The organism is Dokdonia sp. 4H-3-7-5 (genome assembly GCF_000212355.1).
Classification (GTDB): domain Bacteria; phylum Bacteroidota; class Bacteroidia; order Flavobacteriales; family Flavobacteriaceae; genus Dokdonia.
On sequence record NC_015496.1, the window covers coordinates 2,450,001 to 2,476,311 of the forward strand.

27 protein-coding genes and 1 other RNA gene are annotated in these 26,311 nt (G+C 38.8%); 17 read left to right on the plus strand and 11 right to left on the minus strand.

Annotation, left to right across the window (positions count from 1 at the left end):
• Positions 1-2: 2 nt before the first annotated feature.
• The 14 genes from KRODI_RS10890 (at position 3) to KRODI_RS10950 (ending at position 12,020) form a co-directional block, all read left to right on the plus strand.
• Entirely contained in the window at positions 3-221 is a 219-nt protein-coding gene (locus KRODI_RS10890; protein ID WP_237699366.1) for a hypothetical protein, read from the plus strand.
• A 2-nt stretch (positions 222-223) separates the two neighbouring features.
• Positions 224-514, plus strand: coding sequence for a cell division protein ZapA (locus tag KRODI_RS10895; protein ID WP_013751655.1), 291 nt, complete (start codon positions 224-226; stop codon positions 512-514).
• A gap of 55 nt (positions 515-569) precedes the next feature.
• Positions 570-691: non-coding RNA, 6S RNA (ssrS, locus tag KRODI_RS15460), on the plus strand.
• A gap of 122 nt (positions 692-813) precedes the next feature.
• The gene (gene rny, locus KRODI_RS10900) at positions 814-2,379 is read left to right on the plus strand and encodes a ribonuclease Y (protein ID WP_013751656.1); all 1,566 of its coding nucleotides are present in this window, start codon (positions 814-816) and stop codon (positions 2,377-2,379) included.
• A gap of 446 nt (positions 2,380-2,825) precedes the next feature.
• Complete coding sequence (locus KRODI_RS10905; RefSeq protein WP_013751657.1) at positions 2,826-3,443, plus strand: GNAT family N-acetyltransferase; 618 nt, start codon at positions 2,826-2,828, stop codon at positions 3,441-3,443.
• Positions 3,443-4,624 carry an argininosuccinate synthase gene (gene argG, locus KRODI_RS10910; protein WP_013751658.1) on the plus strand — a complete coding sequence of 394 codons (1,182 nt, stop codon included), beginning with the start codon at positions 3,443-3,445 and terminating at the stop codon, positions 4,622-4,624. Before KRODI_RS10905 ends, argG begins: the two co-directional genes overlap by 1 nt.
• Complete coding sequence (argC, locus tag KRODI_RS10915; protein WP_013751659.1) at positions 4,621-5,595, plus strand: N-acetyl-gamma-glutamyl-phosphate reductase; 975 nt, start codon at positions 4,621-4,623, stop codon at positions 5,593-5,595. The genes argG and argC overlap by 4 nt, the downstream gene beginning before the upstream one ends.
• Positions 5,596-5,613: 18 nt before the next feature.
• Entirely contained in the window at positions 5,614-6,402 is a 789-nt protein-coding gene (gene proC, locus KRODI_RS10920) for a pyrroline-5-carboxylate reductase (protein ID WP_013751660.1), read from the plus strand.
• 18 nt (positions 6,403-6,420) lie between these two features.
• Positions 6,421-7,545 carry an aspartate aminotransferase family protein gene (locus tag KRODI_RS10925; RefSeq protein ID WP_013751661.1) on the plus strand — a complete coding sequence of 375 codons (1,125 nt, stop codon included), beginning with the start codon at positions 6,421-6,423 and terminating at the stop codon, positions 7,543-7,545.
• Complete coding sequence (locus KRODI_RS10930) at positions 7,542-8,507, plus strand: N-acetylornithine carbamoyltransferase (RefSeq protein ID WP_013751662.1); 966 nt, start codon at positions 7,542-7,544, stop codon at positions 8,505-8,507. Before KRODI_RS10925 ends, KRODI_RS10930 begins: the two co-directional genes overlap by 4 nt.
• The gene (argB, locus tag KRODI_RS10935) at positions 8,497-9,282 is read left to right on the plus strand and encodes an acetylglutamate kinase (protein ID WP_013751663.1); all 786 of its coding nucleotides are present in this window, start codon (positions 8,497-8,499) and stop codon (positions 9,280-9,282) included. Before KRODI_RS10930 ends, argB begins: the two co-directional genes overlap by 11 nt.
• Positions 9,273-10,343 (plus strand): M20 family metallo-hydrolase, encoded by a 1,071-nt coding sequence (locus tag KRODI_RS10940; RefSeq protein ID WP_013751664.1) that lies wholly within the window; start codon positions 9,273-9,275, stop codon positions 10,341-10,343. Before argB ends, KRODI_RS10940 begins: the two co-directional genes overlap by 10 nt.
• A 54-nt stretch (positions 10,344-10,397) precedes the next feature.
• Positions 10,398-11,681, plus strand: coding sequence for an argininosuccinate lyase (argH, locus tag KRODI_RS10945; protein WP_013751665.1), 1,284 nt, complete (start codon positions 10,398-10,400; stop codon positions 11,679-11,681).
• A 57-nt stretch (positions 11,682-11,738) separates the two neighbouring features.
• Positions 11,739-12,020, plus strand: coding sequence for a DUF2188 domain-containing protein (locus KRODI_RS10950; RefSeq protein WP_013751666.1), 282 nt, complete (start codon positions 11,739-11,741; stop codon positions 12,018-12,020).
• Here KRODI_RS10950 and leuB read toward each other — a convergent pair.
• The 4 genes from leuB to KRODI_RS10970 form a co-directional block, all read right to left on the minus strand.
• The gene (gene leuB / locus KRODI_RS10955; RefSeq protein ID WP_013751667.1) at positions 12,017-13,132 is read right to left on the minus strand and encodes a 3-isopropylmalate dehydrogenase; all 1,116 of its coding nucleotides are present in this window, start codon (positions 13,130-13,132) and stop codon (positions 12,017-12,019) included. The two genes, KRODI_RS10950 and leuB, sit on opposite strands and share 4 nt — an antisense overlap.
• A gap of 77 nt (positions 13,133-13,209) precedes the next feature.
• The gene (gene leuD / locus KRODI_RS10960; protein ID WP_013751668.1) at positions 13,210-13,824 is read right to left on the minus strand and encodes a 3-isopropylmalate dehydratase small subunit; all 615 of its coding nucleotides are present in this window, start codon (positions 13,822-13,824) and stop codon (positions 13,210-13,212) included.
• Positions 13,824-15,209 (minus strand): 3-isopropylmalate dehydratase large subunit, encoded by a 1,386-nt coding sequence (leuC, locus tag KRODI_RS10965; protein WP_013751669.1) that lies wholly within the window; start codon positions 15,207-15,209, stop codon positions 13,824-13,826. Before leuC ends, leuD begins: the two co-directional genes overlap by 1 nt.
• A gap of 49 nt (positions 15,210-15,258) precedes the next feature.
• The gene (locus KRODI_RS10970) at positions 15,259-16,431 is read right to left on the minus strand and encodes a 2-isopropylmalate synthase (RefSeq protein ID WP_083811816.1); all 1,173 of its coding nucleotides are present in this window, start codon (positions 16,429-16,431) and stop codon (positions 15,259-15,261) included.
• Positions 16,432-16,549: 118 nt separating this feature from the next.
• On the opposite strand from KRODI_RS10970, the gene KRODI_RS10975 reads away from it, so the two are divergent.
• Positions 16,550-18,112: a hypothetical protein gene (locus tag KRODI_RS10975; protein ID WP_013751671.1), complete on the plus strand. Its 1,563-nt coding sequence runs from the start codon at positions 16,550-16,552 to the stop codon at positions 18,110-18,112.
• A 39-nt stretch (positions 18,113-18,151) separates the two neighbouring features.
• On the plus strand, positions 18,152-19,009 hold the full coding sequence (locus KRODI_RS10980; RefSeq protein WP_013751672.1) for a DMT family transporter: 858 nt from the start codon (positions 18,152-18,154) through the stop codon (positions 19,007-19,009).
• A gap of 7 nt (positions 19,010-19,016) precedes the next feature.
• Here KRODI_RS10980 and KRODI_RS10985 read toward each other — a convergent pair whose 3' ends face one another.
• Both KRODI_RS10985 and panB read right to left on the minus strand, forming a co-directional pair.
• Positions 19,017-19,715 carry an RluA family pseudouridine synthase gene (locus KRODI_RS10985; RefSeq protein WP_013751673.1) on the minus strand — a complete coding sequence of 233 codons (699 nt, stop codon included), beginning with the start codon at positions 19,713-19,715 and terminating at the stop codon, positions 19,017-19,019.
• 100 nt (positions 19,716-19,815) lie between these two features.
• Positions 19,816-20,634: a 3-methyl-2-oxobutanoate hydroxymethyltransferase gene (gene panB, locus KRODI_RS10990; RefSeq protein WP_013751674.1), complete on the minus strand. Its 819-nt coding sequence runs from the start codon at positions 20,632-20,634 to the stop codon at positions 19,816-19,818.
• Between the two features lie 60 nt (positions 20,635-20,694).
• Here panB and KRODI_RS10995 point away from each other — a divergent pair, with 60 nt between their 5' ends.
• Positions 20,695-21,204 carry a nuclear transport factor 2 family protein gene (locus KRODI_RS10995; protein WP_013751675.1) on the plus strand — a complete coding sequence of 170 codons (510 nt, stop codon included), beginning with the start codon at positions 20,695-20,697 and terminating at the stop codon, positions 21,202-21,204.
• A gap of 13 nt (positions 21,205-21,217) precedes the next feature.
• Here the strand turns inward: KRODI_RS10995 and KRODI_RS11000 are convergent, their stop codons facing one another.
• From KRODI_RS11000 to KRODI_RS11020, 5 genes are all read right to left on the minus strand, one after another.
• Complete coding sequence (locus KRODI_RS11000; protein ID WP_013751676.1) at positions 21,218-21,967, minus strand: hypothetical protein; 750 nt, start codon at positions 21,965-21,967, stop codon at positions 21,218-21,220.
• Between the two features lie 79 nt (positions 21,968-22,046).
• Positions 22,047-23,483 carry an L-serine ammonia-lyase gene (locus tag KRODI_RS11005; RefSeq protein WP_013751677.1) on the minus strand — a complete coding sequence of 479 codons (1,437 nt, stop codon included), beginning with the start codon at positions 23,481-23,483 and terminating at the stop codon, positions 22,047-22,049.
• Positions 23,480-23,989, minus strand: coding sequence for a GNAT family N-acetyltransferase (locus KRODI_RS11010; protein ID WP_013751678.1), 510 nt, complete (start codon positions 23,987-23,989; stop codon positions 23,480-23,482). Before KRODI_RS11010 ends, KRODI_RS11005 begins: the two co-directional genes overlap by 4 nt.
• 3 nt (positions 23,990-23,992) lie before the next feature.
• A complete protein-coding gene (locus tag KRODI_RS11015) occupies positions 23,993-24,532 on the minus strand; it encodes a CPBP family intramembrane glutamic endopeptidase (RefSeq protein ID WP_158307009.1) in 540 nt (179 codons plus the stop codon).
• Between the two features lie 217 nt (positions 24,533-24,749).
• Positions 24,750-26,246, minus strand: coding sequence for a S10 family peptidase (locus KRODI_RS11020; RefSeq protein ID WP_013751679.1), 1,497 nt, complete (start codon positions 26,244-26,246; stop codon positions 24,750-24,752).
• Positions 26,247-26,311 lie beyond the last annotated feature (65 nt).

A 26,311-nucleotide genomic window follows, 5' to 3' on the forward strand; every position in this document is an offset into this window, starting at 1 on the left:
ATGTGAAGCAAAAGCGGATAGACCTGGAAACAGAACTTACCGCAATGCAACAAGAAAACAAACAACTGAGAGACGCCATTGTGGCGAGTGAACAGAAGGTGAAGACTCTTAAAACGGCAAATGCATTACTAGGCAGTAACGATTACAAAAGGGAAACCAAATTGAAGATAAACGCATTAGTACGTGAGATTGATACATGTATTGCGTCACTGGCTGAATAATTATGGCAGACAAACTTAAAATTAAATTGTCAATTGCAGATCGCGTATACCCGCTTACTATTGATCCAGCTCAAGAGGAAGGATTACGTAAAGCGACTAAGGAGATTGAAGCAATGGTAAAGCAATTTGAGCAGAGTTATGCCGTTAGAGATAAGCAAGATGTATTAGCAATGTGTGCATTGCAATTTGCTTCAAAGGTTACCCAAAAAACTATAAATGAAGACTCTCTTAGTGATGAGACAGCAGCTAGATTACAAAAACTAGCGGCACTCCTCGATGAGAGCTTAACATAGACGTTCTTTACATACAACAGCATATTACTGCCTGCATTGGATATTTTTTTGATAAACTCAACAGTTATTTTTTATAAAGAGTGACTCTAAGTTGTAAAAGCATGCCGTTACTAGACTTGTCTAGGTAGACGGAACCTTGATCAGCTTTCTAGCTCTAATCCTTACTATTAGGAGTTTATACAAAATGCACTTCTAATGCAGGCTTTTTTATATCTCATCGTGAGATGTTAAGGTTGTAAAACCTTATAAATCAACCATTAGTACTGCCCTCTGTGGCATTAAAAATATTCACTAAAATTATGGAACATAATGCACTCTTGTTCATCGTAGGTGTGATTGCACTAGCTTTAGGCTTTCTTATAGCAAAAATGCTAGAACGTAACAACGCATCGCAGATTATCAAACGCGCTAAGAAAAGTGCCCAAGGCATTTTAAAAGAAGCAACTTCTGATGGAGAGTCTCTTAAAAAAGATAAAATATTACAAGCAAAAGAAAAATTTATTGAGCTTAAAGCAGAGCATGAAAAAGTAATATTATCTCGTGATAAGAAAATGAATGATGCAGAGAAACGCGCTAGAGACAAAGAATCTCAAGTAAGTGGAGAGCTTTCGCGAAATAAAAAATTAAATCAATCACTAGAAGATAAGATTAAAGATTACGATAAGCGCTTAGAATACGTAGATAAGAAAAAGGCTGAAGCAGAAAAGATGCATGAGAGTACTGTACAGCAGCTTGAAGTTATTTCTGGACTTTCTGCGGAAGAAGCAAAAAGTCAACTTGTAACAACGCTGAAAGATCAAGCGAAGGCCGATGCAATGAAGCATGTTCAAACTGCCATCGAAGAGGCAAAAATGACGGCAGAGCAGGAAGCTAAGAAGATTATCATAAATACGATACAACGTATTGGGACAGAAGAAGCGGTAGAAAATTGTGTATCTGTCTTTAATCTAGAAAGTGACGACGTAAAAGGTAGAATCATAGGTCGTGAAGGACGTAACATACGCGCTATAGAAGCTGCAACGGGTGTTGAGATTATAGTAGATGATACTCCTGAGGCAATCATACTTTCATGTTTTGATAGTGTGCGTCGTGAGGTAGCTCGTCTATCTCTTCACAAGCTTGTAACAGACGGTCGTATTCACCCAGCACGTATAGAAGAAGTTGTTCAAAAGACGACAAAACAGATAGAACAAGAAATTGTTGAAGTAGGTAAGCGTACGGTGATTGACTTAGGAATACACGGTTTACACCCAGAGCTTATTAAAGCTGTTGGACGTATGAAATATCGTTCTTCTTATGGACAGAACTTATTACAACACAGTAGAGAAGTAGCAAAACTTTGTAGCGTAATGGCTGCAGAACTTGGTGTAAATGCTAAGCTTGCTCGTAGAGCTGGACTTTTACATGATATAGGTAAAGTGCCAGATACTGATACAGAAACTCCACACGCAATCTTAGGAATGCAGTGGGCAGAAAAATATGGAGAGAAGCCAGACGTGTGTAATGCCATAGGAGCTCACCATGATGAGATAGAGATGACTAGTTTGTTATCACCTATTGTTCAAGTTTGTGACGCTATAAGTGGTGCACGCCCAGGAGCGCGCCGTCAGGTCCTAGATTCATACATCCAACGACTTAAAGATCTAGAAGAAATTGCTTTTGGTTTTCAAGGTGTTAAAAAAGCATATGCGATACAAGCAGGACGAGAACTACGTGTTATTGTGGAGAGCGAAAAAGTAAATGATGATAAAGCATCTAATTTATCTTTTGAGATTTCTCAAAAAATTCAAACAGATATGACCTATCCAGGTCAAGTGAAAGTTACGGTAATACGCGAGACAAGAGCGGTAAATATTGCAAAGTAATTTAAAACTACACTATAATCTGAGAAAGCCTGTACATATAGTACAGGCTTTTTTATTGGTACCTATTGTAATCACTTCACTTTGAGTAATTCGTAATGAACACTATCTTGTTTAAGATATTAATATTCAAAACTTGCTATGATCTCTAATTATTTAAAAAGTGTTCCTTTTTTATAATTAGTTCTAAAAGTTTATGGCTAACTCAAATAAGTTGCTACCTTTGGACTATCTAACTAATGAATAGAATAATTGCACATATTTCAAATAGTCTTACAGCACTTCTTGCTGCAAGACCCGCTATGCAATTAATTCCTGTTCCTGTACGACGCTTCCGCCGCCGCCCGTAAGGGTAGCTCAATAATGAGGGATGGTAGGTGAGTCCTATCCCGTTTTCCACAAAAGGAACCGTCACATTTTCAATATACATTTTAACTTAAATCATCGCTATGCAAATTGTTGTAGCCACGATTTCGCACACACCATATGCTCAGATTATCTGTGATACTATCGCAGAGTCATCTAAAGTTCGTGGTACAGGAATCGCTCGTAGAACTCCAGAATACGTAATCTCAAAGATGGAAGCAGGTAATGCTGTCATTGCTTTAGAGGGAGACGTTTTTGCTGGCTTCTGTTATATAGAAGCTTGGGGACACGAAAAATTTATTGCCAACTCTGGACTTATTGTTCACCCAGACTTTAGGGGACAAGGACTTGCCAAAAAAATTAAAGGAGAAATATTTAAGCTTTCGCGAAAGCGTTATCCAGATGCAAAAATCTTTGGAATCACTACGGGTCTTGCTGTGATGAAGATTAATAGTGACCTAGGTTATAAACCCGTCACATTTTCTGAACTCACAACAGATGAAAGCTTCTGGAAAGGTTGCCAGACCTGCAAGAACTTTGATGTACTCACACGTACAGAGCAAAAGATGTGCTTATGCACAGGGATGCTCTATGATCCATCAAAAGAATTAAAATCTACAGAAAAAAATACTGTAAAGGCACCTGTTTTTAACAGGCTAAAACAAATAAAGGAAAAGCTATTCCTTAAAAAAAATAAGTAATGAAAAAATTAATCTTAGCATACTCAGGAGGACTCGATACAAGCTATTGTGTAAAATATTTTACTGCCGAAATGGGATATGAAGTGCACGCTGTAAGTGTAAATACAGGTGGATTTACAGATCAAGAAATTGCAAATAACAAAGAGAAAGCCCTTGCACTAGGAGCAAGCTCATATACAAATATAGATGCCGTAGCTACATTTTATGATACGGTGGTAAAGTACCTAATTTTTGGTAATGTACTTAAGAACAATAGTTATCCACTTTCTGTAAGTGCAGAACGTATAGTGCAAGCCATAGAGATTGCAAATTTTGCCAAAGCTCAAAACGCAGATGCTATTGCTCACGGTAGTACGGGTGCAGGTAACGATCAGGTACGTTTTGATATGACCTTCCAGACTATTGTGCCAGAGTTAGAAATAATAACGCCGATAAGAGATCAAACGCTTTCGCGAAAGCAAGAAATCGATTACCTACAGAGTCACGGTATCTCATGGTCTTGGGAGAAAGCGCAATACTCGATCAATCAAGGTTTATGGGGTACAAGTGTAGGAGGGGCACAAACCCTAACCTCACATCAAACACTTCCTGAAGATGCATATCCTAGTCAGCTGGAAGCTAGCGATTCGCAAACCTTAAAGATTGGATTCACACAAGGGGAACCTATATCACTTAATGGTAAGAAAGGGTCACCAGTGGAGATTATAGAGCAACTAGAAGACATCGCAAGCAAGTATGCCATAGGTCGCGGGATGCACGTAGGCGATACCATTATTGGTATAAAAGGAAGAGTAGGTTTTGAAGCTGCAGCTCCTCTAATCATACTTGAAGCACATCGCACTCTTGAGAAACACACGCTTTCAAAATGGCAATTACAACATAAAGAAAACATCGCTTTGTGGTATGGTACTCACTTACACGAGGGATTATACCTAGAGCCAGTAATGAGAGACTTTGAAGCCTTCTTAAAGAGCAGCCAGAATACTGTCACGGGAGAGGTCGAGTTGATATTACATCCATATAGATTTGAGGTAGTAGGTATCACATCAGATTATGATCTTATGCAATCTAAGGTAGCGAGTTATGGAGAAGAAAACCAAGGATGGACTGCTACCGAGGCAAAAGGGTTTATAAAAATATTAGGTAATCAGTCTAGAATCATAGCAAACCAAAACAAATGAAAAATATAGGAATCATAGGTGGTGCAGGTTATACTGCTGGGGAGCTCATTAGACTGCTTATTCATCACCCGGAAGTGCAGATTGACTTCATTTACAGTACTAGTAATGCTGGTAATGCAGTAGGGATAGTTCATCAAGATCTTGCTTATGTAGATTTTGCTTTTACAAGTGAGGTAAACACAAGTGTAGATGTAGTTTTTTTATGTCTAGGTCACGGTAACTCTGGTAAATTTCTTGAGCAATATAGCTTCTCTTTAAGCACGAAGATTATTGATTTGAGTAATGAGTTTAGACTTAAAAGTGATGTCACTTTTAAGGATAGAACATTTGTATACGGCTTGCCAGAAATTAATAAAGAAGCAATTATTAATGCGCAAAATATTGCAAACCCTGGCTGCTTTGCTACTGCTATTCAGCTTGCATTATTGCCGCTGGCGAGTGCTTATTTACTCAATAAAGATGTGCATATTAACGCCGTAACAGGTGCTACGGGAGCGGGAGTAAAACCAAGTGCTACTACGCATTTTGGGTGGAGAGATAATAACTTCTCACACTACAAGGCTTTTAATCATCAGCATCTTGGGGAGATAGGAGAGTCTGTTGTTCAGCTGCAAGAGAGTTTTAACAGCGAACTTCATTTTATTCCGCAGCGTGGTAATTTTTCTAGAGGGATTTTTGCAACTGCCTACACATATTTTGAAGGTACGATTGAAGAAGCATATGCGCTTTATGATGATTTTTATAAGGATTCCCCTTTCGCGAAAGCGGTAAAAGCACCTTTACACCTTAAACAAGTGGTCAATACAAACTACTGCTTTATCCATTTAGAAAAACACGGTAATAAATTATTAATTACCAGCGTGATTGATAATCTCTTAAAAGGAGCGAGTGGTCAAGCTGTAGAAAATATGAATCTAATGTTTGGTTGGGCTCAAGATACTGGTCTCCATCTCAAGGCAAGTTATTTCTAATAGTTAAGATATAGACATATGAAAATAGCAATCATTGGAACGGGGAATTTAGGTCTTGCCATCGCAAAAGGACTCATCACAAATAATGCGGTGACTAGCTTATATCTTACTAAAAGAGATATTTCGAGTATCGAAAAATGGGATGCGTACAAGGAAGTAACAACTACGAGTGATAACCGTGAGGCTGTTGTAAAAAGTGATATTCTCATTTTTGCAGTACAGCCAGGTCACTTTGCAAGTATACTTGAAGATATTAAAGAATTACTTACAGAAAAACATATTATCATCTCTACAATCACAGGTTTTAAAGTGCCGCAAATCGCTGAAATTGTAGGAGACGATCAATTTATTATACGTGCAATGCCTAACACTGCTATTGCCGTAGGTCAAAGTATGACCTGTTTATGTAGCAACACGGCAGGGGAAAAGCGTATTGCCATAGCCGAAGCCATTTTTAATAAACTAGGCACAAGTCTTATTATCCCAGAAGGACAGATGCAAGCTGCTACGGTAATCTGTGCGAGTGGTATTGCTTTCTGGATGCGATTGATAAGAGCAACTACGCAGGGAGCTATACAGTTAGGTTTTGACGCAAAAGAAGCGCAAGAACTTGCTATGCAAACCTGTCTAGGAGCTGCCACTTTGGTTATTAAATCTGGTAATCACCCAGAAGCAGAAATTGATAAAGTGACTACCCCAAAGGGCTGTACCATAGAAGGTCTCAATGAGATGGAACATTCAGGTTTAAGCTCTTCTCTCATAAAGGGAATCGTGGCTAGTTATCAAAAAATTAATAGCATCTCATAGTGCTGAAAAATAAAGAGTATGAAATTATTTAATGTATATCCACTTTATGATGTTACTCCTGTTAAGGCAGAGGGATGTTATGTGTATGATCAAAGTGGTCAGGAGTATCTTGATTTATATGGTGGTCACGCGGTGATCTCTATAGGTCACGGACACCCACATTATATAGAGAAATTAAAAACACAGATGGACGCTATAGGGTTTTATTCTAATGCAGTTCAGAATCCGCTGCAGGTGGAGGTTGCTCAGAAGTTAGGAGCGCTTTCTGGTTGTGAAGATTATGATTTGTTTTTCTGTAACTCAGGAGCAGAGGCAAATGAGAACGGATTAAAACTAGCGTCATTTGACACAGGTAAAAGTCGCGTGGTAGCGTTTAAAAATAGCTTTCACGGGAGAACATCTGCCGCCGTTGCAGCTACTGATAATCCTAGCATCGTTGCGCCTATAAATGCACAACACCAAGTGTCAATACTCGATCTAGGTAATACGGAGCAACTAGAGGAAACTTTGCAACCAGGAGATTGCTGTGCGGTGATTTTGGAATTTATACAAGGTGTAGGAGGTTTAGATCAATCTACAGAGGTGTTTTATCAAGATGTTGCCGCGCTTTGTAAAAAATATGATGTAAAACTCATTGCAGACGAGGTGCAGTCTGGTTTTGGTAGATCTAGCGATTTCTTTGCTTTTCAGAAATATAATATCACACCAGATATTATCACCATCGCAAAAGGAATGGGTAACGGTTTCCCCGTGGGCGGTGTGCTCGTGCATCACTCTATTGAGGCGAGATATGGGATGCTGGGAACAACCTTTGGCGGTAATCATCTTGCTTGCGCTGCTACACTTGCGGTACTTGAGGTAATTGAGAAGGAGCATTTGATGGCACACGCAAAGGAAATGGAAATCTACTTTAGGGAGAAAGCACTTGCCTTTGGTAATCGGGTGACTGTAAAAGGTCGCGGATTAATGTTAGGGCTAGACTTAGGCTACGATGTAGGAGCATTGCGAAAAAAACTAATTTACGAGCATCACATTTTTACGGGTGGAGCAAAAAACAAACACGTGCTCAGAATACTTCCACCACTTACGATTCAAAAACCACAGATAGATTTACTATTTGAAGCATTACACAAAGAGTTATGAAGAACTACATATCTATAAATGATATTCCTAATTTAGAAATGGCGATTAAAGAAGCGCTGTATATGAAGGAATATCCGTACGCTTTCGCGAAAGCGGGAAAACAAAAAACCTTAGGTCTTCTATTTTTTAACTCAAGCTTACGTACAAGATTAAGCACAGAAAAGGCTGCCAAAAACCTTGGAATGGAGACGATGACACTCAATGTAAACAGTGATAGCTGGCAACTAGAGTTTGAAGATGGTACTGTGATGGATGGCACAAAAGCAGAGCACATTAAAGAGGCTGCGCAGGTGTTATCGCAATATTGTGATGTACTTGCCGTGAGAGCTTTTCCAGGGCTGGTAGATAAAAGTCAAGATGAGCTAGAGGTTGTACTTTCTGCATTTATGCAATATGGGAGTGTGCCGGTTGTAAATCTAGAAAGCAGTACGGCGCACCCGCTACAAGGCTTTACAGATGCAATCACGATTTACGAACTCACCGAAAGTCTACGTGCAGAAAATAAAAAGCCTAATGTTGTGTTGACCTGGGCGCCACATCCTAAAGCCTTGCCGCACGCAGTTGCAAACTCATTTGTCCAGACTATGCAAAAGGCAAATGTAAATTTCACAATTACTAATCCAGAGGGGTATGATCTCAATCCAGAAATACGTGGAGAAGTACCTGTGATTCATAATCAGAAAGAAGCCTTTGCAAATGCTGATATCATTTATGTAAAAAATTGGAGCAGCTATGAAGATTATGGTAAGGTGCAATCGCAAGACAGTAACTGGATAATTAATGCCGAAAAACTTAAGGGAACCAATCAAGCCAAAGTAATGCATTGCCTACCTGTGCGTCGTAACGTTGTCATTGCAGATGATGTGCTAGACACTGCATCAAGCGCAGTAATCCAGCAAGCTGGTAATAGAACGTGGGCTGCACAATGGGTACTTAAAAACATACTCGACAATGATAAATAAACAGCAACTTACCGTAGTAAAAATAGGTGGAGACATTGTAGATTATAATGAGCTGCTCACCTCATTTTACACGCATTTTAAGGCAATTTCTGGTCCAGCTATAATCATACACGGTGGAGGAAATAAAGCATCTACTTTACAAGAGCAGCTGGGTTATGTTCCGGTAAAAGTAGACGGGAGAAGGGTGACAGATGAGGCTACGCTAGAGGTTGTGACAATGGTGTATGCCGGACTTCTCAATAAGAAACTTGTCGCTGGCCTGCAGGCAAAAGGTAAAAATACCATAGGACTTTCTGGCGCTGATGGTGATGCTGTGAGAGCTCATAAACGCGAAGTGAAAACTGTAGATTATGGCTTTGTGGGAGATATAGATAGAGTGAATGTGAGTTTTATAAATGACCTCCTTTCTGATGGAAAAGTACCCGTATTTTCTGCAATTACGCACGATGGTAATGGGCAATTACTCAACACCAATGCAGATACACTTGCTGCCAAAATTGCGGTAGCAATGAGCTCTCTCTACAACGTTCAATTATTTTATTGTTTTACAAAACCAGGTGTTCTTGGAGATGTAAATAATGATGAATCGATAGTAACGCGCATAGATAAAGGCCTTTATAAAGAGATGAAAACAGCAGGACAAATATTTGAAGGGATGATTCCTAAACTAGACACTGCTTTTGAGGCGCTAGATCAGGGCGTTATGAGAGTGCATCTGGGCGAAGTTGACGTACTGAGCGATAACACTATAAAACACACGACACTATGTCTTTAAAAACTCAAATAGATAACGCCGTAGCACTACTACAATCACTCATTGAGACACAAAGTTTTTCTAGTGAAGAAGATGGCACAGCTTTACTTATAGTAAACTGGCTAGAGGAGAAGGGGATTACGCTTTCGCGAAAGCGTAACAACATCTACGCATTTAATAAACATTATGACGCATCAAAACCGTTATTGCTTCTCAACTCCCACCACGATACGGTTAAGCCAAATAAAGGATATACAAGAGATCCTTATAATGCCGAAATCAAGGACGGAAAATTGTACGGTCTAGGAAGTAACGATGCAGGTGCAAGTCTTGTAGGATTGCTTACTGCGTTTGTACATTTTTATGAGCGTGAGGGTATGTCTCATAATATTGTAATTGTAGCTTCTGCTGAAGAAGAGTCAAGTGGTCCAAATGGTCTTAATAGTATGCTTGCGCATCTACCAGAAATAGATGTTGCCATAGTAGGCGAGCCTACACTTATGAACCTAGCCATTGCCGAAAAAGGTCTGGTGGTTTTTGACGCCGTAGTAAAAGGAACGGCAGGTCACGCAGCTCACATAAAGGAGAATATGGCTATTTATAATGTAATAGAAACCTTGCAGTGGTTTGAGAATATAACTTTTGATAAAGTGTCTGAGACGCTGGGTGCCACTAAGGTTACAGTAACACAAATTAATGCGGGTAGTCAACATAATGTAGTGCCTAGTCAGGTAGAACTCGTCATAGATGTAAGAGTAAACGAGCATTACAGCAATCAAGAAATCGCCGATTATATGGTGGCAAATATGCCGTGTGACATAATACAGCCAAGGTCATTACGATTAAATAGTTCGCGTATTCCAAAAGAGCACAAATTAGTACAAGCAGGAATAGCCCTAGGCAGAGAAACCTACGGTTCGCCTACCTTATCTGATCAAGCCTGTTTGAGTTGTCCATCTTTAAAACTAGGTATAGGGGACAGCACTCGCTCTCATATGGCAGATGAGTTTGTTTACGTAAACGAGATAGAGGAAGGTATTCCATTATATATTGATATTCTAGAAAATTTTTTAACCGCATAAATAATATGGGTGGTCGCAGTAATGTGAGCAGCATAACCTACTAATAAGATACCTATGAAACTTTGGGAAAAAGGAATACCAACAGATCAGAAAATAGAAGCATTTACGATAGGCAATGATCGTGAGATAGATATTCATATTGCTAAGTATGATTTGCTAGCCAGCAAGGCACACGCGACGATGCTTGCATCTGTTGGCTTACTTACAAAAGAAGAAAGCGAGCAGCTTAATAAGCAATTAGACCTTATGCTCAAGCAAGAGCAGGAAGGAACATTTGTTATAGAAGCAGATTTTGAAGATGTACATTCTAAGATAGAAAGTGATCTTGTAAAAGCACTGGGAGATACCGGTAAAAAAATACACACAGCGAGATCTCGTAATGATCAAGTTCTTGTGGCGTTAAACCTTTATTTTAAAGCAGAATTATCTCAAATAATTGAAGGCGTAGAGAAGTTGTTTGACACGCTTCTCAAACTTGCAGAGGCGCATAAGAACACCCTACTATCTGGATATACACACCTTCAAGTGGCAATGCCCTCATCATTTGGGCTTTGGTTCTCTGCCTATGCAGAGTTACTTATAGATGACCTTTACTTACTCAAAGCAGCACAAAAGGTGGTAGATCAAAATCCGCTGGGGAGCGCAGCTGGATATGGGTCTAGTTTTCCTATCGATAGAGAGATGACTACCGCGCAACTTGGATTTGCCGATTTGAAATACAATGTAATTGCGGCTCAACTCTCAAGAGGGAAATCTGAGCGTACGGTAACACAAGCTGTAGCCAATATTGCCAATACCTTGAGTCGTTTTGCAATGGATATATGTTTGTACTGCTCTCAAAATTTTGGATTCATTAAGTTTCCAGATGCACTTACTACGGGCAGTAGTATAATGCCGCACAAAAAGAATCCAGATGTATTTGAATTGCTCCGTGGTAAGTGCAATCAGTTACAAGCCATCCCACAAGAAATGATTTTGATAACAAATAATTTACCAAGTGGTTACCATAGAGACTACCAGTTACTTAAAGAAAATGCTATTAAGTCTGTTGAGGATCTTAAGGTAGTGCTAGATATTTTTAAGTTCTCTATTGCTCAGGTGCAAGTGCAGGATGTAAATCTGGATGATGAGAAATATCAACACCTCTTTACGGTAGATGCTATTAACGATCTTGTGACTGCTGGAGTACCTTTTAGAGAAGCATATAAGCAAATAGGAGAGCAGGTAGAAAATGGTTCTTTTAAAGCAGGAAATACAAAGGAGCACTCACACTTAGGAAGTATACATAACCTAGGCCTAGATAAGATACAAGCCAAATTTAATAAGGCGATATCCTAACTATTTCAGAAGATGACGAGTAAGTATTTAGCTCACGTAAAATAGTATCTTCGCACTATGAGTAGCATTAAAACCTTTTTGCGTTCACTACTAGAAATAGTAGAAAACGTATATGAAAACTCTCGCAAGGCAAGTAGAAAACGCACTTGGCATCAGCACGTGGTCCCCTATGAAGGGGACTGGGCTGTAAGGCGCGAGGGTAACAAGCGTATCACTTCAAAGCATCAAAAGCAGAGTACTGCCATACGTAAAGCAAAGCGTATTGCTCGTAAACGCAAGGCAGATGTGATTATACACCGTGCAGGTGGTGGCATACGCGAGCGTATAAACTACGATTAAATAATTGTGCTTTGTCCTGCGTGAATATTTTTAAAATTACGATTTGTGTCTTCTGGATTAAGAACGTAATCTGCAATAAAGTCTCCCACTTTTGAAGTGCTTAGTGGCTTTTTGGGATTGAGGTCTTCTGTAGAGAAACCTAATTCTAAAGATTTTTCTACAGCGGTTTCTATACTGGCTGCCTCTTCTTGCAAGCCTAGGTGTCTTAACAACATCGCTGCAGATAATATAGAAGCCAGCGGATTTGCAATTCCCTTGCCAGTCGCTTGCGGGTAGGAACCGTGTATGGGTTCAAAAAGTGCATTTTCATTTCCTACAGAGGCTGAAGCTAGAAGTCCTATAGAACCACCTATTACACTTGCTTCGTCAGATATAATATCACCAAACAAGTTTTCCGTTAAGATCACATCAAACTGCTTTGGGTTTAAAATCATTTGCATCGCTGCATTGTCTACAAAGAGAAAATCTACCGCTACATCAGGATATCCTTTGGCAATCTCAGTGACTGTTTTTCTCCAAAGCCTGGAAGTCTCTAACACATTTGCTTTATCTACAAGAGTAAGTTTTTTACGTCGTTTTTGAGCTTCTTTAAATGCTAGATGTGCAATTCTCGTAATTTCCTCTACAGAATACGAGCAACCGTCTGAAGCTACTTGACCATCATCACTTAGATGTTTTTCTCCGAAATAGATTCCACCCGTTAGTTCGCGATAAATCGACATATCTGCGCCAGAAATGATTTCTCTTTTAAGAGGTGAATTATCTATAAGTTGCTCGTAAGCCTTCACAGGGCGCACATTACAAAAGAGTCCTAGTGACTTGCGAAGTCTCAAAAGGCCTTGCTCTGGACGAACTTTTGCCGTAGGGTCGTTATCATATTTGGGATCACCAATGGCCCCAAATAATATAGCGTCAGATGCCTCACAAATATCCAGCGTTTCCTCAGGAAGCGGATTGCCCGTCGCGTCTATGGCGCAAGCACCCATCATTGCTTCTGTATATGTAAAGTGATGTCCGTATTCGTCTGCTACTGCCTCTAGAGCTTTTTTTGCTTGAGCAGTAACTTCTGGTCCTATCCCGTCTCCAGGTATGATTGCAATATTAAAATCCATAGTGTGTGTTTGAATTATGTGCTAAATCCCCGCCTTTGTAAGCGAGGATCTGGTAACCATTTATATAATGTGTTTTATTAAAACACCATTCGTTCTTTTTCAAAGGCTTCTATTTCTGCCTTTTTACTTAATAAAAAATCTATATCGTCATACCCATTGATCATACATACTTTCTTGTAAGGATCTATGTCAAATTTCGCTTTCTTACTTCGACCTTGCTCAGCATAAACTACAGCCATCTCAACCACTTGATTTTCTAGATCAATTGTAATGGGCAACTTAGGGTTTGCTTCTATATTTGCTAGTAATTCCTTAAGATACTCCGGAGTTACCTGAATAGGTAGCAAGCCATTGTTAAGTGCATTACCTTTAAAAATATCTGCAAAAAAACTTGATATCACAACCTTAAATCCATACCCTACAATTGCCCAAGCAGCGTGCTCACGGCTAGAACCACAACCAAAGTTATCTCCAGCTACTAGAATTTTTGCTCCAGCATATTGTGGTTTATTAATAGGGAACTCTGCATCCAGCGTTCCATCTTTTTTAAAACGCCAGTCTCTAAAAACGTTATCACCAAACCCTTTTTTATCTGTCGCCTTCAAGAAGCGCGCAGGGATAATCTGGTCTGTATCTATATTTTCTATAGCTAGCGGTACCGCGGTGCTTATGAGTTTTGTAAATTTTTCCATTAGGCTACAGCTTCTTTTGTGACGTCTACTATTTTCCCTGCAATGGCAGTAGCGGCAGCTACAAGGGGAGATGCAAGAATCGTTCTTGCGCCTTGACCTTGGCGGCCTTCAAAATTTCTATTTGAGGTAGAAACACAGTACTCTCCAGCGGGAATCTTATCATCATTCATCGCTAGACAGGCTGAACAGCCAGGCTGCCGTAAGGCAAACCCAGCCTCTTCAAACACCTCTTTAAGCCCCTCTTCTTCGAGTTGCTTTGCTACTTGTTGTGAGCCAGGTACTAGCCAGGCGTTCACATTTGCAGCTTTATGTTTTCCGCGCACGTAAGCTGCGGCTATTCTAAAATCTTCTATTCTTGAGTTTGTACAACTTCCTAAAAACACATAATTAATAGGCGTGTATAGTAATTGTGCTCCACCCTTAAAGTCCATATACTCCAGCGCTTTCTCAAAGGTCATATCGCCTTTCTCAGGGATAGCGCCGTTTATTTTTATTCCCATTCCTGGGTTTGTGCCGTAGGTGAGCATAGGTGCTATATCTTCGGCATCAAAGTGGTATTCTTTGTCAAAAGTGGCATCTTGATCTGTAGGGAGTGTTTTCCAGTAGGATACCGCTTTCGCGAAAGCGTCACCCTGCGGAGCAAATTTGCGTCCTTCTACATAATCAAAAGTGGTTTGATCTGGGGCAATCATACCACCACGAGCACCCATCTCGATACTCATATTACAAACCGTCATACGGCCTTCCATACTCATCTCCTCAAAAACATTACCTGCATACTCACAGAAGTAACCTGTACCAGCGTTTGTACCAATTTTTGAGATGATATATAAAATCACATCCTTAGGAGAAACGTGTGGTGCAAGGGTTCCATTTACAGAAACACGTAAGCTTTTAGGCTTGTTAAGTAACAAGCTCTGACTCGCAAATACTTGTCCCACTTGGCTCGTCCCGATACCAAAGGCAATAGTGCCGAAAGCTCCGTGCGTTGAGGTGTGACTATCACCACAAACCATTGTCATACCTGGTTGTGTGATGCCCAGTTCTGGTGCCATCACGTGTACAATACCATTGTACTTGTGACCTAGACCATAGAGGGTGATGTTGTGTTTCTCACAGTTTTCTGTGAGTTGTTGTAATTGCTTGCGAGACATCTCATCTCTAATAGGTAAATGCTGATCTTGAGTTGGGGTATTATGATCTGCCGTGGCAACTATTTGATCTGGACGCGCTACAGCAATGCCGCGTTCCTCAAGCTCATTAAATGCCTGCGGACTGGTAACCTCGTGTATTAAATGCTTATCGATATATAAAATCTGTGGACCGTTATCCACAGTATCTACTACGTGTGCATCCCAGACTTTATCAAATAGTGTTTTTCCCATTGTATTGTGTTACTCAAATTTTACGTTGTAAAAATAGAGTTGGTTATTGTTAAGCTACTGCTCCTGCTTTAAGCTGTATGCGATCCATTATCATATGGATGTCATTATCCTTTACTTCTTTTTGTCTATCTGCTACATTAAGAAACTGTTCATAAGCTGCATCTAGTTGAATCTTAGTCAATTCGTATCCTACTTTTTTAGATCTGTATGCAAGTGCTGCTCTACCACTTCTTGCAGTAAGCACGATAGAAGTCTCATTTACTCCCACATCTTTAGGATTCATGATCTCGTAGGTCTCTCTATTTTTAATCATACCATCTTGGTGAATTCCTGAGCTGTGAGCAAAAGCATTTGCACCTACAATAGCTTTGTTAGGTTGTACGACCATTCCCATCTTATCACTCACCATACGGCTCGTGTCAAAAAGTAGTTGGGTATTTATATCTGTGTGAAGATTAAGGGTAGGATGTTGTTTAAGTATCATCACCACTTCCTCTAGAGAGGTGTTACCAGCACGCTCTCCTATACCGTTTATGGTACATTCGATCTGTCTTGCACCATTTATAACGCCAGCAATACTATTTGCAGTGGCTAGACCAAGATCATTATGACAGTGACAAGAGAGGATTACGTTTTCTATACCTTTCACGTTTTCACGTAAGTATTTAATTTTTGCTCCATACTCTTCAGGTAAACAATAACCTGTAGTATCTGGAATATTAAGAACTGTCGCTCCAGCTGCGATGACTTGTTCTAGAACACGAGCAAGAAAAGCGTTATCTGTACGACCCGCATCTTCTGCATAAAACTCTACATCATCAACAAAATTTTTCGCGTAAGCGGTTGCTTTTACAGCACGTTCAATAATTTGTTCTGGTGTGGCGTTAAACTTATATTTCATGTGCGACTCGCTAGTCCCTATACCAGTGTGTATTCTAGGTTTTAGGGCATATTTAAGTGCTTGTGCCGCTACTTCTATATCTTTCTCTACAGCGCGGGTGAGACCACATACGGTTGCGTTTTTTACGAGTTTTGATATCTCTGCCACAGAGGTAAAATCTCCAGGTGATGAAATAGGGAATCCAGCTTCTATAACATCTACGCCTAACACATCGAGACGCTCTGCTATGGTGAGCTTTTCTTTTTTGTCTAGTTTACAACCAGGAACCTGCTCTCCATCTCTAAGAGTCGTATCAAAAATCTGAACTTTGTCGTTTTGCATAGCATTCATTTCTACACGAATTTATACCTTGCTTATTCTTAAACGATGTGAGTTATAAAGAAGCTTACGATATCAAGGTTAATTTTAGTCTAATCAAATAACTGTATTTCAATTAGTTATGAGAAAAATCATTACAACGCTTAATGATCATAATGATTCTTTATTTATTTTAATAAAGTCATTATCTAAGAGTGAGAAGCGCCAGTTTAAACTGTACGTAGGCCGACTAGTGGGAAATAGTGAAGCCAAGTTTTTGCAACTTTTTGAATTTCTAGATAAAGAAAAAACATATAATGAGACTGCTATTTTAAAGTCTGGAATAGTTACTAAAACACAACTTTCTAACCTTAAAGCACATCTTTATAGACAATTATTAATAAGCTTACGGCTCACTCCTGCGCACCAAAATATACGTGTTCAAATACGAGAGCAGCTAGATTTTGCAACCATCTTATATCAGAAAGGGTTGTATAAACAAAGCCTCAAAATTCTTGATAAAGCCAAGAGTATGGCGCTTGAGAATGAGGAAAAAAACGTGGCCTACGAGATTGTAGAATTAGAGAAAATTATAGAAACCCAATATATCACTAGAAGTATATCTACTCGTGCAGATGAGCTTGCTGTACAAGCAAAAATGCTAAGTGAGCAAAATGTAATGGCTAGTAAGTTATCTAATCTCTCATTACAATTATATAGTATCATGCTCAAGACGGGTTATGTGAAGAGTGATGCAGAGAAGCAGCGCCTTACTGACTACTTTGATGGGCATTTACCTAAGTATAATTATGACACACTTAACTTTAGAGAAAAGTTGTGGTTGTATAAAGCGCATCTGTGGTATAGTTTTTTAACGCAAGACTTCTTGACCAGTTACAAGTATGCAGATCGTTATGTGAGACTTTTTGATGATAACCCAACAATGATCAAGCAAAATCCAGTATTCTACTTAAAGGGAATACATTATTTGCTCGAATCTTTATATTATCTCAAACACGAATCAAAGTTTAAGGAAGCGCTCGATAAACTCACCACCGTAAAGGAGAATCCTAACTTTCCTAAAGGTGATAACCTAGATACGCTATTATTTCTATATACGACAAGCAATCGCTTTAATCATAAGTTTATGACGGGAAGTTTTAGTGATAAGGATGGTCTTGTAAAAGAGGTGCTTGCAGGATTAAAATCTCCTAAATATAGAATAGATGAGCATCATGTAATGATATTCTATTATAAGATTGCAAGTCTATACTTTGGAGCCGGAGATAACGTGAAATGTATAGAGTACTGTCAAAAAATAATCAATAATCATAGTCTCAAAAGTAGAGAAGACCTCATGTGTTTCTCACGTATTCTCAATCTCATTGCTCATTATGAAGCTGGCAAGGACTATCATCTAGAGTCGCTATTAAGAAGCACCTATAAGTTTCTAATTAAGATGGATGATATGCATGAGGTACAAAAAGAGATGATTAAATTTGTGCGAAACTTAGGCGATATATACCCTCACGAACTCAAGGGAGCTTTTAAGAAATTACACAGCACGCTCAAGCAATATGAGGAAGATCCTTATGAGCGAAGAGCATTTTTATACTTAGATGTATTGTCCTGGTTAGAGAGTAAAATAGAGAATAAACCTGTGGCAGATATAATCAAAAATAAAGCGCATCAATCTTTGCGTTAATTATGTACATCATAGTGTTCCCTCAACTATAATTATCATATGAAAAATAGCACCAAACATATATTAGAGATCAATCTTGCCATGCTTTTTGTGAGCACATCTGGTGTTTTGGGGAGATATATAGATTTACCTCCTGCAGTAACCATAGGTATTAGATCTTTTGGGGCAATGCTGTTGCTTGGCCTCTTTATAAAGTGGAAAGGTTTTTCTTTTACGCTTGCGCGAAAAGATATGCTTGCGATTGCTCTTTCTGGAGTTTTTATGGGACTACACTGGATTACCTATTTTTATTCCTTACAGCTATCCAATGTTGCTATCGGGATGCTCTCGCTATTCACTTATCCTGTGATGACTAGTTTGCTAGAACCACTATTTTTAAAAACGCAGTTTTCAAAAATGCACTTATTACTAGGGGTGCTTGTCTTGATAGGTATTTACTTTCTTGCGCCTTCTTTTGATACAGAAAACGACTATTTCCTTGCGATATTAATAGGCTTGCTGTCTGCATTATGTTTTGCAATACGCAATCTGCTTGTTAAGACAAAAATAGGCTCCTATAACGGGTCTGTAGTGATGTGGTACCAAACGCTGGTGATTGCGATTATGCTTATACCAGCATATTTTATCTTTGACACCGAAGGTTTTGTTGCAGAGCTGCCTTATATAGGATTGCTTGCTCTTATAACCACCGCTTTAGGACACACGATGTTCTTGTTTAGTATCAAAAGATTTTCTGTTACAGCAGCTAGTTTAATGGGAAGCGTGCAGCCTATTTATGGGATCATTCTAGGTATTATTTTTCTTAATGAAATCCCTGGATGGCGTACTGTGTTGGGAGGTTCTTTAATACTATTTAGTGTTGTGGCAGAGAGTTTAAGAGCGTCGCGAAATAAGTAGGAAACCCCTAGTTACAAGCCTTCCACACAGCATCTCCTTCGGGAACTTCGGCTGTAAAAGTCATTTCTTCCTTTTTTACAGGGTGGGTGAGGGTAAGCTTTCGCGAAAGCAAACTTATACTACCGTCAGGATTGCTACGATCAAAACCATATTTAAGATCGCCTTTTATAGGGGATCCTATAGCCGTAAGTTGGGCTCTAATCTGATGATGTCTCCCAGTGTGCAAGTCAATCTCGAGTAGGAAAAAGGTCTTGAGCTTTTTTATAACTCTATAATCCAAAATTGCCTTTTTACTATCCGGAACCTCGTGCTTATGAGCGTAGCTTTTATTCTGCTTTGGATTTCTCTTGAGGTAATGAATAAGAGTTCCACTCTCTGCCGGCGGCGGATTTTTTACTAACGCCCAGTAGGTCTTTTGTGTTTCTCTTTCGGCAAAGGCTTTGTTGAGGCGTGGTAGTGCTTTGCTTGTTCTTGCAAATACAACAATTCCAGAAGTAGGTCTGTCTAATCTATGTACAACACCTAGATAAACGGCGCCGGGTTTATCATACTTTATAGCAATATATTTTTTTACCACCTCACTTAATGGAGCATCACCTGTCTTATCTCCCTGTACGATATCCCCACTACGTTTATTAATCACAATAATGTGATTATCCTCATAAATAACGTTGAGGTTGTCTGCAGTAGAGAGGGTATTATTCATTGATGGCTTTTCTTTTAGAAGCTATAATTATATCCATATTATCACGATTGCATGAAGCTCTACGTGATAATATGGGTATAAGGGAATTTAATACGGTGTATTAATATTGCTCATCTTCGTTAGGGAAGCTTTGATTTTTTACATCTGTGCTATATTGCTCAAATGCTTTTGTCATTTCTGTATGAAGATCTAGGTAACGTCTCAAAAAACGCGGATTGAATTCATGTGTCATTCCAACCATATCGTGCGTTACTAGTACTTGACCATCTACACCAGCACCAGCGCCTATACCAATTACTGGAATTGTAAGGCTAGCGGCAACTTCTTGAGCTAGTTTTGCAGGAACTTTTTCTAAAACAAGTGCAAAACATCCTGCTTTTTGAAGCATTAGTGCGTCTTCCTTTAGTTTTTGAGCTTCTTCTTCTTCCTTTGCTCTCACCGTATAAGTACCAAATTTATAGATACTTTGTGGTGTAAGTCCTAGGTGACCCATTACAGGGATTCCTGCGTTAAGAATACGCTTAATACTTTCTTTTACCTCTTTACCACCTTCTAATTTTATAGAGTGTCCTCCAGATTCCTTCATGATACGTATTGCAGATCGTAACGCTTCTTTAGGATCACTCTGGTAACTACCAAATGGTAAATCTACCACGACCAAAGCTCTGTTAATAGCACGCACAACAGAAGAGGCATGATATATCATTTGATCTAGCGTAATAGGTAGTGTGGTCTCGTGTCCAGCCATTACATTTGAAGCACTATCCCCTACCAGAATAACATCTATACCTGCACCATCCACTATTTTTGCCATGGTATAATCGTAGGCAGTAAGCATTGATATTTTTTCTCCACGAGCTTTCATCTCAGTAAGAGACTTTACGGTTACTCTTTTGTATTCTTTTTTGGCTGTAGACATTTGTTTATTTTTTCTGTTACAAAAGTAGTAAATTAGATACCTATGTGTTAAACATTCTTTATGCGTCTTAAATATCTTTTTGTTCCAATGATTGCTGTCTTTATACTGTTTGCTTTTGTAAAAGCAGATAATCATTATTACAAGTCTTCAAATCAAGATCCTCAGGGAGAACAAGAGGTGAAAGAGGTAGTGCAAACATTTTTTGAAGGTTTCCATAAGCAGGATTCACTACTTATTAAAAAGGTAGTTCATGAAGATGTTATGATGCAGTCTATAGGCAAAGGGAAACTTGGGGAGATTGAATTGAGTAAGCAAGACTTTAATCAGTTTCTATTATCTATTTGCTCTATACCCGAAACTACTGTTTTTGAAGAGCGCATAGCAGATTATGAGATAAAAATGGATGGTAAAATGGCAAATGTATGGACGCCATATTCATTTTATATTAATGGTAGTCTTAGTCATTGTGGTACAAATAGTTTTCAACTTTTTAAACGCAACGGAGTCTGGAAAATCTTTTATATAGTAGATACGAGAGATCGAGAGGATTGTGTAGAGAAGCGGGGATAGAAGGAGTAATTTTTTAATCTAGCTTATAAATTAATCTAAAGTCCATATTAAACTCAAATCCAGTAGAGAACCCCTCTTCACGTCGCGGATTTGTATCACTAAATAAAAAGTTTTCTTCAAAATTAAATCCTCTAAAATTAGGATTCTCAATATTGCTATAGCTGTTATCCTTAAAGCGAAAGCCTAGGCCAAAGTTTACACGCAACATAAGTGTATTTGACAATCGAGTGTACTCTCCAAAGTTTACTAGAACCCCATTCTTTACACGTTGATAGTCTGCACGGTCAAAAGCTATAAGTTCTACTGTGCCATTTGCATCGTTTATAGGCTCAAAAGTATCAGAAATTAGCGTTTCTTTACTGTTTATGTAAAACAACTCTAGGCCTACATAATTAGTATATTTATCTCCTTTGCCTATAAAATAAAGTACTTCGGGGCGTATTTCATAAAGGCTATAATTGCTTGAATCTCCATTTGTATAAGGCAAGCCTTGAAAACCTACTCCCACGCTACCACCTACAGACCAGTGATTATTAAGAGATTTTGTGTAGCCTATATTTATTCTAGGAAAAGGCGTGATAGGACTTACTAAACTGAGACTTAGGTATGATTTTACGGGTATCCTTGAGATGCTATCCCTGCGCTCAATTTTTTTTACACGTTTTTCAACACGTATCGCTTTCTTTTCTTCTCGAGTGGTCTGTGCTCGTAGTGTTTGAATGCAACATAAGATAATGACCAGCGCGCTTGTAGTAATTCTCATTTAAGGTAGGATTTAGTGAGGATTCTCTATAAAGATGCATTTTCCACCGTAAGGTTGCGTTGTATTTATAAAAGCACTCTTAACAATCTGCCATGGCTACGTTTATAGCCAGACCACCTTCTGAGGTTTCTTTATACTTCGTGTTCATATCTTGAGCAGTTTGCCACATAGTGTCAATCACTTTATCTAGAGGAACCTTAGCATTTGCAGCATCTCCATCTAGAGCCATTTCACAGGCATTAATAGCTTTGATTGCTCCCATGGCGTTACGTTCTATACAAGGAATCTGTACGAGACCTCCAATAGGATCACAAGTGAGGCCTAAGTGATGTTCCATAGCAATTTCTGCAGCCATGAGAACTTGCTCTGGGCTTCCACCCATCAGTTCTGTAAGACCAGCTGCTGCCATTGCACTAGATACTCCTATTTCTGCTTGACAACCGCCCATTGCTGCAGAGATGGTTGCTCCTTTTTTAAATAAGCTTCCTACCTCACCTGCTACGAGAAGGAACCTTTTAATATCTTCAAAATTTGCATCGTGATTTTCTATAACGATGTAGTACATCAGTACCGAAGGGATCACTCCTGCACTTCCATTAGTAGGAGCGGTAACCACTCGGCCTAAAGAGGCATTTACTTCATTAACTGCAAGAGCAAAACAAGATACCCACTTCAATATTTCGCGAAAGCGTACTTCTTGGCTTCGTATCGCTTTTATCCACTCATACTTATCTGTATAATTGGTGTTTTTTTGAAGTTTTAAATGAGAATCATAAGCTCGTCTTCTTACATTAAGTCCGCCGGGGAGTGTTCCTTCTGTGTGGCAACCTATGTACATGGAGTCTAACATCACATCCCAAATTTGTTTAAAACGCTCGTTAATTTCCTGTTCTGTGTTAAGGTACAGTTCGTTTTCTAAAACAATCTGAGAAATAGGTTTCCCCTCTTGTTTACAAAACTTGAGTAAGTCTGTTGCCTTTTCTACTGGTCTCGGAAAACATTCAAACTCAATTTTTTTACGTTGTGCACGTTTACGTTCTTTTTGAATTACAAAGCCTCCACCTATAGAATAAAAGGTTTCTACTACCTTTTTATCATTGGCCAGTGTTGCTGTAAATTTTATTCCATTAGGATGAAATGGTAAAAATTTTCTATTAAAAATGATATCCTCTATAGGATTAAAGTCGAAAGTGAGCTCTCCATCAAGATCAAGACGTCTAAATAGTTTTATGTGGTCTACGGTAGTAGGGATTTCATCTATATTACAGGTTTGTGGGTCTGCACCTGTGAGTCCCATAATCACGGCAACATCTGTAGCATGGCCTTTACCAGTGAGAGATAGCGAGCCATAAAGATCTACTTTTATAGTAGAAACCATCTCAAATTTACTAGTGTCTTTTAATTTTTTAATAAAGCGTTTTGCTGCACGCCAAGGTCCGAGCGTGTGAGAACTTGAAGGTCCCACGCCTATTTTAAGCATATCAAATACGGAGATGGATTCTATTTGCTTATTCATATATCAAGCGTCATTATATAGTCGGTTTGAATCTCTGCAATCATATCATAATCATGAGTGCCTGTGATGATAAAACCTTGTTTTTTGTAGAATGTTATTGCGTCTGGATTTTCCTCCCAAACGCCAAGCCAAATGTAGTTTTTTTTAAGCTGTCTCGCTTTGGAAATCGAAAAATCTATAAGCCGTTTCCCATAACCCTTGCGCAAGTATGTAGTGTCTATATAAATACGTTCTATTTCTAGTCCATTAGGCTCTTGGAATTCTGTTTGAGCCTGATTAATATTCAACTTTAGGTACCCTATAATAGTATCATTGTCACGAGCAAAGAACCATAGTGAATCCTTAGTAGCTAATTGTTTGTTTAGGTGCGCTTTCGCGAAAGCGTACTCATAATAACTTGCGATGACTTCAGGTTTATTTTTATGAGCAAATGCTGCTGAATAGGTCCGTATTGCAAGATCTTGTAGGACGTCGAGTTCACTATTTTTTATAGGCGTGACAATCATCGTTTAAGAATTTTCCATTGTTTTAGAGAGTATTAAAATGATAATTACAAAACCGTTATTCATCGCATGAAGCGCCATAGGCCAAGCGATATTTTCATTCTTGATTTTAAGTAATCCCATCATAAATCCTGAAATAATTCTCGGGATTATGAGTGTAATAAGTGCTGCATTAAGTACAAAGGTGTCTACATAATTATTAATGTGCACCATACCGAAAAGTAGCGAACTCACAATAAGAACAACCATAGCGTGACGTGATAAGAAGTTACGTATTTTAAGAGTACGCTGCTCTGGTATAAATTGTTTGAGAATGGTGAATACAGTAAATAAGAAGATAGCTATGAATCCAAGTTTTATTACCCAATGTACATCTGCAGGTATAAATTTATTTGAATAAAAGAGCGGCCAGGAGCAGAGCAGGAGTATGATGTCTGAGTGACTTGGCTTTATAAGTGTGCGAAACATCATTTCCTCAATAATTGGAGCAAATAGAACCGCTAGCACAAATAACTTAAGCGGATTATTCTTTAATAACTCACGCAAAGCAGATTGCTCATAGTCTCGTTCAAATATCTCTGGAAACTGAGTTTTAAGGATCCCGAATATTGTAAAGAAGATAATGTATAATCCCCAGAGGTATAGATAGTATTTAATAAGAGTAGTGGTCTTGTTGATAGCTATATATTATTAAACAGCCCTTGAATAATTTTTGTCAAGGGCTGTATTTATTAAATTATATTAAAATCCTTTTGGACATCCTTTAATGTTTTGCTCCTTTCTCAATACCTACAGAAGACTTTTTAATAAAGTCTCGTAAATCGTCATTTGCATTGATAAGATCTTCATTGCGCAGGTACATCATATGTCCAGATCTATAACCTTTAAAGCTTAATCTATCAGATAATTTGCCACTTGCATTAAGTTGCCACATCACATATTTTGCATTAAAATAAGTAGTTGCACCATCATAATAACCACTTTGTATCATCACGTTGAGGTTAGGGTTTACTCCCATAGCCTTGCGTAAACTAGCGCCAGCATTGTTGTTAGAGCGATCCCAAGGACGCACTGGTCCAAACATATTATAACTAAGATCTGTTTTAAACCCTAATTCCTGGCTGTAGTAATAGTTAATGGCTGGCGTAAATGAATGTAACCATGAGGTAAGCTCACTATTGTAATCTGGTCTATCGCCAGCTTCTTTTACGTCTAGTCCTTTATAACGAGAATCAAGACGTCCTATGGTAAGTCCGTCGCGGTTTCTCAATAAATCCTTCCAGAAATAATTAAAAGGAACTTCAAGGTTGTTTTGTCTTATGGTAGTTTCTGAGAGTCCAGAGTAATACGCCATTTTTTTAATAGCAGCCTCTTTTTTATCTGCTTCTAGATAGCCAGATTTTACTAGTAGTGGTAAGAGTTCGTTTACCGCATAGTCTTCACTTTCGGCAAGTACTTCTGTAAGGTCTTTTTGTTGTAGGGCTAGAGGTAGCATATTGTGATACCAAGCAGCAGCTGTAAAGTAAGGAAGACGGTTTGCAACTTCTACAGGACCATCAAAATCAAAACCTATTTCTGTAGGTGATACGAGTACCACCCCATTAATGAACATCCATTTATTGTCTTGAAGTTCGGCGGCAAGTCCAGATACTCGAGTGGTACCGTAACTTTCGCCTATTAAAAATTTAGGAGAACGCCAGCGATTATTTCTTGTAACAAAAGTATTTACCCAGTCGGCTAAATATTTAATATCTGCATTTACCCCAAAAAACTGTTTAGAGTCCGGCATTTCTCCTTTTTCATTAGGCAGCATTCGGCTGTAGCCAGTATTTACAGGATTTACAAATACGATATCTGCTACGTCTAGAATCGAATTAGGATTACTTTTTATGCCGTATGGTTGTACAGGATAACCTTCGTCGTCTATTTTAAGGATGCGTGGTCCTGTATAAGCAATGTGCATCCATACAGATGCAGAGCCTGGACCTCCGTTAAAAGAGATGACTAATGGTCTAGTCTCATCATTTTTAATATCAGAACGTTTGTAATAGGTGTATAATAAACTCGCAACAGGCATTCCTTCATCATCCCAGACTGGTTGAAAACCAGCTGTAGCCGTATACGGAATCGTTTTTCCTTTAATAGTGATAGAATGACTTGATACGATGGTAGTATCTACAGGAACCGATATTTTTTGAGAATACGCTTTCGCGAAAGCGGAAACAACAATGATACCCGCGAGAATGTGTTTGAAATACATGGATTGTAAATTTTGGTTGTACTTATAAAAATAGCATCTAGAAGTTAAACATACGGCGATAATGA

Coding starts and splice junctions, on each gene's coding strand:
- KRODI_RS10985 (WP_013751673.1), bottom strand. CDS start 19,715: ATGAATAATACCCTCTCTACTGCAGACAACCTCAACGTTATTTATGAG.
- KRODI_RS11020 (WP_013751679.1), bottom strand. CDS start 26,246: ATGTATTTCAAACACATTCTCGCGGGTATCATTGTTGTTTCCGCTTTC.
- panB (WP_013751674.1), bottom strand. CDS start 20,634: ATGTCTACAGCCAAAAAAGAATACAAAAGAGTAACCGTAAAGTCTCTT.
- KRODI_RS10950 (WP_013751666.1), top strand. CDS start 11,739: ATGAGTAGCATTAAAACCTTTTTGCGTTCACTACTAGAAATAGTAGAA.
- KRODI_RS10975 (WP_013751671.1), top strand. CDS start 16,550: ATGAGAAAAATCATTACAACGCTTAATGATCATAATGATTCTTTATTT.
- leuC (WP_013751669.1), bottom strand. CDS start 15,209: ATGGGAAAAACACTATTTGATAAAGTCTGGGATGCACACGTAGTAGAT.
- KRODI_RS10930 (WP_013751662.1), top strand. CDS start 7,542: ATGAAGAACTACATATCTATAAATGATATTCCTAATTTAGAAATGGCG.
- KRODI_RS10970 (WP_083811816.1), bottom strand. CDS start 16,431: ATGCAAAACGACAAAGTTCAGATTTTTGATACGACTCTTAGAGATGGA.
- proC (WP_013751660.1), top strand. CDS start 5,614: ATGAAAATAGCAATCATTGGAACGGGGAATTTAGGTCTTGCCATCGCA.
- KRODI_RS10905 (WP_013751657.1), top strand. CDS start 2,826: ATGCAAATTGTTGTAGCCACGATTTCGCACACACCATATGCTCAGATT.
- rny (WP_013751656.1), top strand. CDS start 814: ATGGAACATAATGCACTCTTGTTCATCGTAGGTGTGATTGCACTAGCT.
- KRODI_RS11010 (WP_013751678.1), bottom strand. CDS start 23,989: ATGATTGTCACGCCTATAAAAAATAGTGAACTCGACGTCCTACAAGAT.
- argB (WP_013751663.1), top strand. CDS start 8,497: ATGATAAATAAACAGCAACTTACCGTAGTAAAAATAGGTGGAGACATT.
- KRODI_RS11000 (WP_013751676.1), bottom strand. CDS start 21,967: ATGAGAATTACTACAAGCGCGCTGGTCATTATCTTATGTTGCATTCAA.
- argH (WP_013751665.1), top strand. CDS start 10,398: ATGAAACTTTGGGAAAAAGGAATACCAACAGATCAGAAAATAGAAGCA.
- KRODI_RS10940 (WP_013751664.1), top strand. CDS start 9,273: ATGTCTTTAAAAACTCAAATAGATAACGCCGTAGCACTACTACAATCA.
- leuD (WP_013751668.1), bottom strand. CDS start 13,824: ATGGAAAAATTTACAAAACTCATAAGCACCGCGGTACCGCTAGCTATA.
- KRODI_RS10995 (WP_013751675.1), top strand. CDS start 20,695: ATGCGTCTTAAATATCTTTTTGTTCCAATGATTGCTGTCTTTATACTG.
- leuB (WP_013751667.1), bottom strand. CDS start 13,132: ATGGATTTTAATATTGCAATCATACCTGGAGACGGGATAGGACCAGAA.
- argG (WP_013751658.1), top strand. CDS start 3,443: ATGAAAAAATTAATCTTAGCATACTCAGGAGGACTCGATACAAGCTAT.
- KRODI_RS10980 (WP_013751672.1), top strand. CDS start 18,152: ATGAAAAATAGCACCAAACATATATTAGAGATCAATCTTGCCATGCTT.
- KRODI_RS10925 (WP_013751661.1), top strand. CDS start 6,421: ATGAAATTATTTAATGTATATCCACTTTATGATGTTACTCCTGTTAAG.
- argC (WP_013751659.1), top strand. CDS start 4,621: ATGAAAAATATAGGAATCATAGGTGGTGCAGGTTATACTGCTGGGGAG.
- KRODI_RS10895 (WP_013751655.1), top strand. CDS start 224: ATGGCAGACAAACTTAAAATTAAATTGTCAATTGCAGATCGCGTATAC.
- KRODI_RS11005 (WP_013751677.1), bottom strand. CDS start 23,483: ATGAATAAGCAAATAGAATCCATCTCCGTATTTGATATGCTTAAAATA.